Raw genomic sequence first — 9011 nt, forward strand, 5'->3', positions numbered from 1 at the left:
ACCATGGGTCCCCGGAACCTGCCGTTTGCGTTCGCTTATGCTTTATGCCCTGCGGGTATGTATGCCCTCTGGGTACTCATCACAACAATTTCTCGCTCATCATCTATGCGGATTTACCCACACAAAATGGAAGAGAACCATTCTTTATTCCTTATAATCCGGATAATCCGGGTTCAGCGCAGTTGCCGCCACAGGAAGTTGTAGGAGATGGCCCACATGTACGCTCGCTGGCTGTTGTCCGCGGCGCCGCCGTGTCCGCCTTCGGTGTTCTCGTAATAGCGCACGTCCTGGCCCATGGCCTGCATTCTGGCCATCATCTTGCGCGCATGCCCCGGGTGGACCCGGTCATCGCGGGTGGAAGTGGTAAACAGCGTGCCGGGATATTTCACCCCTTCTTTCAGGTTGTGGTAAGGAGAATAGTTTTTCAGGAACGCCCATTCTTCGGGCTTGTCCGGGTTACCGTACTCGGCCATCCAACTGGCGCCGGCCAGCAGCTTGTTGTAGCGTTTCATGTCGAGCAGCGGCACCTGGCAGACAATGGCCTTGAACAACTCGGGGTAAAGGGTGATCATGTTGCCCACGAGCAGGCCGCCGTTGCTGCCGCCCATTGCGCCCAGGTGGTCAGGAGAGGTAATGCCGCGCTTGAACAGGTCTTTGGCGACCGCCGCAAAATCTTCAAAAGCCTTGTGCCGCTTTTCCTTTAAAGCCGCCTGGTGCCAGCGCGGCCCGTACTCCCCGCCGCCGCGGATGTTGGCCAAAACGTACACGCCGCCCGGTTCCAGCCAGGCGCGTCCCGTGGTAGCTCCGTAGCCCGGCGTCATGGGGATTTCAAAACCGCCGTATCCATACAGCAGGGTCGGGTTTTTCCCGTCCGCTTTCAGGTCTTTGCGGTTCACCTGGAAATAGGGAATTCGGGTACCATCTTGGCTGACGGTGAAATGCTGGCTCACTTCCATATCAGATGCGTCAAAAAAAGCCGGGGTAGATTTGATCTGAACGGGTGTTTCGCCAATGGTTCCCCAATACAAGCTGCTGGGGGTAAGAAACCCCGTAACGGTCATGAAGTAATCGTCGCTCTCATCGCTGTCGATGCCCCATGCTCGCGCTTCAACATTTTCCGGTGCGCCCGTGAAGACCGCCTGTTTCCATTTCCCGTCTGTGGGGGTCAAAACCACCAGCTTGCTTTTTACATCTTCCATGATGTTGAGAATCAGGTGGTTTTTTGTCCAACTGGTGCCGGAGAGCGAATTGTTTTCCGCCGGTTCATAGAGCAGCGAAAAATTCCGTTTGCCCTGCATGAAATCACTGAACTTGATGGTGATCAGGCTGCCCGAGGGGTAAGTGCTGCCTCCCGTTTGCCAGGCGCTGCGCAGGGTCACCATCAACCATTGCCGATGAACTCCGGCATTGGCGTCTTCCGGCACTTCGATGCGGACCAGTTTGCCGTCATCCTGCCTCAAAAAAACCCGGTTCTTATAGAAGGCCGGTGTCTGGTAAACGAAATGACGTTCGTAACCTTTGGTGTCGTCGTAGTAAGCGCCCACGCTCATGTCGGTTTTTTCGCCCTGGAATACGATTTCTGCTTCGGCAAGCGGGGTACCCCGTTTCCACAACTTTACGATGCGGGGGTAGCCCGAGGTGGTGAGCGTGTCCGGCCCGAAATCCGTGGCTACGTACACGGAATCCTTGTCAATCCAGCTCATGCCGCCCTTGGCTTCGGGCAAACGGAAGCCGTCTTCTACGAATGCCTTTGTTTCTATATCGAATTCGCGCACTTCGGTGGCGTCCGCGCCTCCGCGGGAGAGATTGACCAACATGTGCCGGTAACCGCCGGCTTTCAGGATATCAGCGCCTTTCCACACCCAGTTCATGTTTTCCGCCTTATTGAGGGCATCCACATCCAGTATCACCTCCCACTCGGGGTCGGCCTTGCGATACTCCTCAGGCGTGCTGCGGCGCCAGATGCCGCGGGGATGCTTTGCGTCTCTCCAGAAGTTGTAGTAGTATTCGCCGCGCTTGGAAACGAATGGGATACGGGCGTTGGAATCCATGATTTTCCGCAATTCCTCTTTCAATTGTTGAAAATCTTTTCCCGATGCCAGTTCCAGGCTGGATGCCGCGTTGCAGGCGCGCACCCAGGTCAATGCCGGCCCGCCAAGAACTTCTTCCAGCCACAGGTAGGGGTCTTCGACCTCGGTCTTTTCTTTGGCGGCGTTTGTGGCAACCGCTTTCTGTGCCGGGGCTGAAACCGCCACGGCCAACAGGCACAAAACAACACACAAAGCTCCAATCAGATTTTTCATGGCAAACCCTCCAGGGACTTGATACGCAACATTGGAGCCGCCGGTTTTCACACCTGGTGGACTATCTGCGCAGGGCGGCCTTGGAAAAGATGTGGTCCGGGATATCCGGGTTGAAGTGGATTGACTCAACCAGCATGCGCGTGCCGTCTCCGTGCTTGAGCATGTCCTTGAATGTCAGGGAACGGGCCACCCAGCGGTCATCGACCCGTTCCACTTCCTCGATGGTCACCTGTTTGAGCAGTTTACCGCTCTTGGCGTAGAGGTTCTCCCTGAGGATGATGAACCGTTCCCTGTCCACCCAGATGCGCCGCTTGTCGTAAGCCACATCGCCAGACTTCGCCTTCAGGTCCAGGATCCAGGCCGGGCGGCCCGCGATTTCTTCGCTGCCGGCGATACTTGCGTCGTAGGTGTTTTCCAGGGAGGGATCCTCCATCATGTCTTCGTAGGAGAGGTCCGAGCCCATGACGGACTGGCGCAGCATGTGGCCGCTGATGAGGATGGTGCGGTCCGTGGCCGGTGAGTAGGTCCAGAGCCGGTCGCCCAGTTTGAGCATCTTGGTGCCTTTTTCCCGCGGCGGGGAAAGGTACTCGGTAAAGGAGTCGGTGCCCCCGCGTTGCCAGGATTTGGCCACTACGGTGCGCGTGCCGCGGCGGCCGTGGATGATCATTTTCGATTCCACGATTTTGCTGTCCGCCAGGATATTGGCGTCGACGCGGCGCAGGATCTCTGCGGCGGACGGCGTTTGGGCGAGAAGCCCGATGGGCATAATGACCAATGCGATGGCATGGAGAGTTTTCATGTTTCCAGCTCCTTGAACAGTTGCGAGGTCTGGCGCTTGAAAATACCGATTCCGGCGATGGCCGTGCCCAGCAGGGTGGACAGGATCCCCGGTGCCAGGCCCACGAGGAAACTGCCGGTGGTGACACGCGCCCGGTAGACGTTGGATATCATCAGGGACGAGTTGCGGGTGATGGAACCGAAATCGATGCCGTGAATCTGCATCAGGTAGGCCAATCCGACCCCGCACAGGGTGCCCAGTATGGATCCGGCCACGCCGATCATCAGTGACTCCATGACCAGGGTGAGGTACACGTGCCCTTTGTCTTCCCCGATGGCCAGGCGCACGCCGATTTCTCCGTACCGCCGCAGGCTGCCCATCAGGCCGGCGTTCCACAATACGAGGGACATGGCCACCAGGAAAATAAGGACAATAATGAAGCCCATGGCTTTCATCATGTGGAAATACATCTCCAGACCGCTTTCCTCGGGTAACGTGCCCATGCGCGGAGAGAACGGATCTTCCGATTTGCCGTACTCGCGGTTGAAGCCCGCGACCATGGCCGTGGCCCGCTCATCGTCATAGATGTCGTCCGGCAGGAATCCCAGGATCTCCCCCGCCGCGTCCTCCATGTCCAGGGCATAGCGGATGTCAAAGATGTCGGCGATCATGGCGCCCCTGTCCATGGGGGCGATACCGAAATGGACGGTTCCGGAGATGGTGAAGTTTGCCATGGCCATGCTGCCGAACATGGTGGAGCTGATCAGGGTGACCGTGTCTCCGGGATCCACTTCCAGTTTGCGTGCGAATGCATCACCCAAAAGGATTTCATTGCGTTTCGCGGGCATGGCTCCGCGAACCAGAGAGTCGCGGATGTTGAGCAACTTGTGTTCCGGGCTGGATTTCGCCCGCAGGTTGACGGCCATTCCCGTCACCGGGCCCTGGGCCCTGGTTTCACCCTGTTCGTCGGGCACGTCGATCAGGCCCCCGAAATGGATGCGTGGCACCCAGATCGTGTCGGGGTATGTCTCCCGCAAATCACCCATCAACCTGTCCACTCCCACGAGTGACAGGTCCAGGGGGGCCTGGTCCGCCTCCTGTGCGTAGGCCCGGGTCATGACACGCACATGGCCGGTCTGGAAATGGGCGGTGGTTGTGAGCATGTCCGACATAACGCCCTGAATGAAGGAGTAAAAGAAAACCGCCAGCACCACGCCGAGAAAAACCGTGAGTAGCGGAAACAGGGAACGCGAACGGTCCCGCAACAAGCCCTTCATTAAAAAGCGGATCATGGCCGTTTCCCCTTTAGTGCATCCGTGGGATTCAACTTGGCGATTTTTCGGGTGGGCAGGTAGCTGACTACGGTGGTCACAACAAGGACCAGCAGGGTCGTGCCCAGGATCAGGCCGGCGGTATAGGTCGGGAAGATGCGGTTGCCCATGGCGAAACCGAAGTTGTCCGTGGCTTCCGGCAGGCCGAAGCCATGCGTGGCCATATACAACAACAGGGGCAACCCGTACACCGCGGCGGCCAGTCCCGCCAGCACGGCGTACATGGCGCCCTCCAGGGTAAACAGGGCGATCACTTTTTGCCGGGTCATGCCCAGTGCCATGAGCGTCCCCATCTCTTTTCGGCGGCGGAATACCGACAACACCTGGGTGTTGAAGATGGCCAGCATGGCCAGCAGCAGCAACACAATGTAGAATACACTTCCTCCCAGGGACTTGGACATGAAAAGGGCCCGCAGATCCTTTAGGAGGAAATCCAGGTCCCTGTGTTTCCAGCCCGGCACGGACTCCTTGAATGGCGAGCCCCTGCGCAGCACCATGAAGGTGGCCTGCCCGGGCATGGTCGTCATGGCCCGCAGTTTTTCCAGGGGAATCCACAACTGCCCGAAGTCAATACCTGAAACATCAGTCTGCATTACTTCTGCGATGCGGATCTCGTCGGCATCGAAAGTTCCTCCGGCATCCCGCCAGCGCACGGTGACGTAGTCTCCCTTTACCAGGCCGGTGGTGCGTGCCATGCGATGGCCGATCAACGCCGGAATGCCGGTTTCATCGCCTGAAAGTACGTGGGTGGGGATGGTCAGTACGGACTGGTCCGGGGGAATACCTTTGAGAAGGGCGTTCTGAAAGCGCCCGTTGGGATAGATGGTGGCCGGTCGCACCAGGATGGGAACCGCGTCACCGGCGGCCACCTGATCCGCCAGCGCGGGGGGGACAACGGCGTGGGCGTCGTCCAGGGTCAGGGGGTCGTAGGGATCGTAGTCTTCCTGCCAGTAGTGACCACCGGCATACTGGGCATCCATGGTGGCTTTTTCCACCTGGCGGCTCATGCCGTTGTACAATCCCTGCAGGAAAATGATGGCCACGAAGGCGAAAGAGAGAGATATGACGTTGAGCCAGGTGCGCAGGCCGGCTCCCCAGACGTTGCGGAAAGCGAGTCGCGGAATGATCATGTCGTCCTCCCCGCTATGGCGCGGTCCTGGGCAACCCGGCCGTCGTTCAGGGTGATCTCGCGCTTCAGGTAACCCATGACTTTTTCGTCGTGGGTGGCGAAGATGAAGGTTATACCCAGATTTTCGTTCAAGTGCACCATGGTTCGCATGATGTGGTGGGAGTTTTTTGCATCCAGGTTGGCCGTGGGTTCGTCCGCCAGCACCAGCTCCGGCTTTTTAACCACCGCCCGGGCGATGGCCACGCGCTGGCTCTGGCCCCCGGAGAGTTGTCCGGGCCTGGAATCCGCCCGGTCCGCCAGGCCGACCCATTCCAGGGCGTCCATGACCAGTTTGCGTCGCCGTGAACCCGCAAGGTTCTGCAACAACAGGGGGAACTCCACGTTCTCAAAAACCGTGTACACGGGCAGCAGGTTGAAGGTCTGGAAGATAAACCCGATATGGCGGTTGCGCAGGGCGGCGGACTGCTTATGGGAAAGGGATTCCACCCGCCGCCCCAGGACCATCGCGTTGCCCGAGGTAGGAACGTCCAGAGAACCGATGATGTTGAGCAGCGTGGTTTTGCCGGATCCGCTGGGTCCCACCAGGCCCGCGAACCCGCCGCGCTTGAAATCCAGACTGATATCGTCCAGGGCCACCAGGGTGGTGGGTCCCATGGGGAAGGTTTTGCGCACATGATCCGTGCGGATGATGATCGGGTTCGAATTGTTGTTCATATCAGTTCTTTGCTCATCCATTTTCTTTTCTCCATTCAGTGATTGAATACGACCATGACGCGGAATCCGTTGCCGGAGAACCCCGCGGCCGGATCCCGGGCCGGATTCCTGGTTTCCGCTTCGGGATTCAGAAATAATGTGAAGTGGAATTGCCAGTGATCACTGGTCCGCTGCCAGTTCACCCACAGGTAATGGTTGTGTTGCCCGGGATTCCAGTAGTAGACACCGGATACCTGGTCGAGCAGGCCGATGGGGTAATTCATCATCAAACCCAGGATGCGGGTGTGTTCACCACTGCCGAACAGGCGGTCCGCCCACGCCGTTTGCGAATACTCCGCCAGGACATGCAGACCGTTTCCCCAGGCGAAGGTGTAGTCTGTGCCCACGGTCCACATGCGCTGGTGACGCAGCAGCGGCAGGTTCGTGTCGCGTTGGATCGCGGCCAGCTCGAACCACAGCCCGACAGCCACATCCAGCTTGCAATCCAGGGCGAAGCGGTGTTCCCCGAGCGGCATGGCCTGCGGCGCTTCCAATGTTCCCGAAAGGTCCGCGTGGCGGTGATGGTACGTGAAAGCGGCTTCACCGGAGGGTAGCGGCAGTTGTAGCCGTCCCCCGAGCTCGATTTTTCCCCCGGGCGTCGGCAGGGTTTCCCAGCCCTTGGTCACCCGGCTGCCCAGCAGGCCCCAGAACCAGATATTGGCGTTGCCCGGGAAATAGTAGCGAAACAACAGCCCTTTGACGCCCCTGGTGCGTTTAAGTGGATCCCGGGGATCGATGTGGTCGAACCACATCAGGGGACGGAACAGGGTGGCAGAACCGAAATTGATTTTCTGCAACCCGACGCGTACTTCGAAGCGGTTGCCCGCCAGGCGCGTCCACAGCCGGTAGGGCTCGAGGTCACCCGTCACAGCCGCTTTTTCATCGGGGCGGTGCTCGCCGGTTGTGCCGGCGTCCAAAGAGAATACCGCGTCCAAAGTCAGCCCGCCTCCCCATTCCCGGTTCAGGGTCAACTCCGGGATGTATTGAAATCCGGCCTGCGAAATCAGCGCGCTTTCGATGTTTCCGATCAGCCAGGCGTTAAACTGGCCCCGGAAGGTGAGGTCGAGCCCCCGGCCGGGCAGCATGGCTGCTGCCAATACGAAAACGGCCGACAGGCGGAGGATCAGCGGCCGAAACATCATTTTTCAACCGCCTCCTTTTTTTCCGGGTCCGAACCTGTAAGCGTATTCGATACTCGCGGCTCCGCCTGCGCCTGCCTGGAATCAGCCAGGGCGGTCATGCCGCTGATTGCGCCCAGGTTCATGGTTTCCAGGGCCGAGCTGGGCACGATTACCAGCGATCCCTTCTCTTTCAAACCCTCGTAAAGCATGTTCATGCCGCGCAGTTGCAGGGCCACGGGGTTGTTTATGTATTCGCGGCTGGCTTGAGCGAATTTTTCAGCGATCTCTGTTTCCGCGGTCCCCAGGATCACCCGGGCCTGGCGCTCCCGTTCCGCCTGGGCGCGCTTGCTCATGGCATTGGCCAGGTTGACCGGGATGATGATGTCCTTGATGCCCACGTGCTGGCAGGTGATGCCCCATGGGTTGGTGTACTCGTCCAGGCTCTCCTGAAGAGAAGCGGCGATTTTTTCCCGGTTCTGAAGCAAATCGGCCAGTTCGTGGCGGCCGATCGTGTCCCGAAGCCCCGTCTGGGCCAGGTAGGCCACCGCTTCCTTGTATCGGCAGACTTCCAGGGCGGCTTTCTCAGCGTCCCAGACCATCCAGTACACCACGGCATCCACGTTGACCGGCACCGTGTCCTTGGTCAGCGCTTTCTCCGCCTGGAAGTCAGTGACCCGTACACGCTGGTCGATGTACTTGTACACCCGGTCGATCACGGGGATCACCAGGAACGGTCCGGGTCCCCTCAGGCGCCTGAATTTTCCCATGCGCAGCACCACCGCCTTCTCCCATTGGTCCGCGATGCGGATCGACGAGGCGATCGCCAGGGCCGCGGCGATTGCGATCAGGGGTACGGTAATACCGGTAATGATTTTCAGGTAAGTAAGTAATCCAAATGCCGCGAACGTGATCATGAGCAGGGCAAGGGACACGGTATTGATGAGCTTTCGATCTTGCATCCAATTTTTCATTTTTTCCCTCCGCGACACCGCTGCAGTTCCTGGACCAATTGTTCAGGGGTAAAACCGTAACTGGCGGCGATATTGACAAATTCGGTGCAGATATCCTTCAGCCTGGCTGATTTTTCCCTATCCGGAATCTGGACACGGATCCCGCCCACGAAGGTGCCCGATCCCTGCTGCGTTTGCAATACGTCCTGGATTTCCAGTTCCTTGTAGGCTTTGATCACCGTGTTCAGGTTGATTTTCAGTTCCACGGCCAGGGCCCGAGCGGTGGGCAGTTGTTCGCCCGCTTCCAGGCTGCCGCTGGCGATGCCGTAACGGATCTGGTCGATGATCTGGCGGTAGAAGGGAACGCCGCTCTTGGGGTCGAGCACGAAGCGGATCATGTCGTATTACCTGTTGACGCTGTGTCTTTCATTATTCTAATCTACTAGAGTACTAGTACAATATTACATTATATGTATCTTTGCCTGTTTGTCAATACAATTAAAGTTGGAGAGTTGAAAAGTTGGGATCTATTACGTTTTGTGTGGGTAAATACACATTGGTAATTGGTAAGCGGTTGTGAGTATGAGTACCCGCAGGGCATAAAGCATAAGTGAACGCAAACGTAGGTTCCGGGGACCCATGGTCT

At 58.3% G+C, this 9011-nt stretch carries 8 protein-coding genes; all 8 read right to left on the reverse strand.

The annotated features are described in order from the left end of the window. Positions 1 to 173: 173 nt before the first annotated feature. The 8 genes from ENN40_08400 to ENN40_08435 all read right to left on the reverse strand — a co-directional run bounded on the left by ENN40_08400 (position 174) and on the right by ENN40_08435 (position 8763). Positions 174 to 2303, reverse strand: a complete 2130-nt coding sequence (locus ENN40_08400) for a S9 family peptidase (GenBank protein ID HDP95362.1) — start codon at positions 2301 to 2303, stop codon at positions 174 to 176. A gap of 61 nt (positions 2304 to 2364) precedes the next feature. Then, the gene (locus ENN40_08405; protein HDP95363.1) at positions 2365 to 3102 is read right to left on the reverse strand and encodes an outer membrane lipoprotein-sorting protein; all 738 of its coding nucleotides are present in this window, start codon (positions 3100 to 3102) and stop codon (positions 2365 to 2367) included. Next, positions 3099 to 4373, reverse strand: coding sequence for an ABC transporter permease (locus ENN40_08410; GenBank protein HDP95364.1), 1275 nt, complete (start codon positions 4371 to 4373; stop codon positions 3099 to 3101). The genes ENN40_08405 and ENN40_08410 overlap by 4 nt, the downstream gene beginning before the upstream one ends. Beyond that, the gene (locus ENN40_08415; GenBank protein HDP95365.1) at positions 4370 to 5542 is read right to left on the reverse strand and encodes an FtsX-like permease family protein; all 1173 of its coding nucleotides are present in this window, start codon (positions 5540 to 5542) and stop codon (positions 4370 to 4372) included. The genes ENN40_08410 and ENN40_08415 overlap by 4 nt, the downstream gene beginning before the upstream one ends. Then, positions 5539 to 6255, reverse strand: a complete 717-nt coding sequence (locus tag ENN40_08420) for an ABC transporter ATP-binding protein (GenBank protein HDP95366.1) — start codon at positions 6253 to 6255, stop codon at positions 5539 to 5541. Before ENN40_08420 ends, ENN40_08415 begins: the two co-directional genes overlap by 4 nt. 35 nt (positions 6256 to 6290) lie before the next feature. After that, the gene (locus tag ENN40_08425; protein HDP95367.1) at positions 6291 to 7436 is read right to left on the reverse strand and encodes a hypothetical protein; all 1146 of its coding nucleotides are present in this window, start codon (positions 7434 to 7436) and stop codon (positions 6291 to 6293) included. Continuing rightward, complete coding sequence (locus ENN40_08430; GenBank protein ID HDP95368.1) at positions 7433 to 8386, reverse strand: slipin family protein; 954 nt, start codon at positions 8384 to 8386, stop codon at positions 7433 to 7435. The genes ENN40_08425 and ENN40_08430 overlap by 4 nt, the downstream gene beginning before the upstream one ends. Then, complete coding sequence (locus ENN40_08435) at positions 8383 to 8763, reverse strand: GntR family transcriptional regulator (GenBank protein ID HDP95369.1); 381 nt, start codon at positions 8761 to 8763, stop codon at positions 8383 to 8385. The genes ENN40_08430 and ENN40_08435 overlap by 4 nt, the downstream gene beginning before the upstream one ends. Positions 8764 to 9011: the final 248 nt, after the last annotated feature.

The organism is Candidatus Aminicenantes bacterium, from assembly GCA_011049425.1.
Taxonomy (GTDB): Bacteria; Acidobacteriota; Aminicenantia; order UBA2199; family UBA2199; genus UBA876.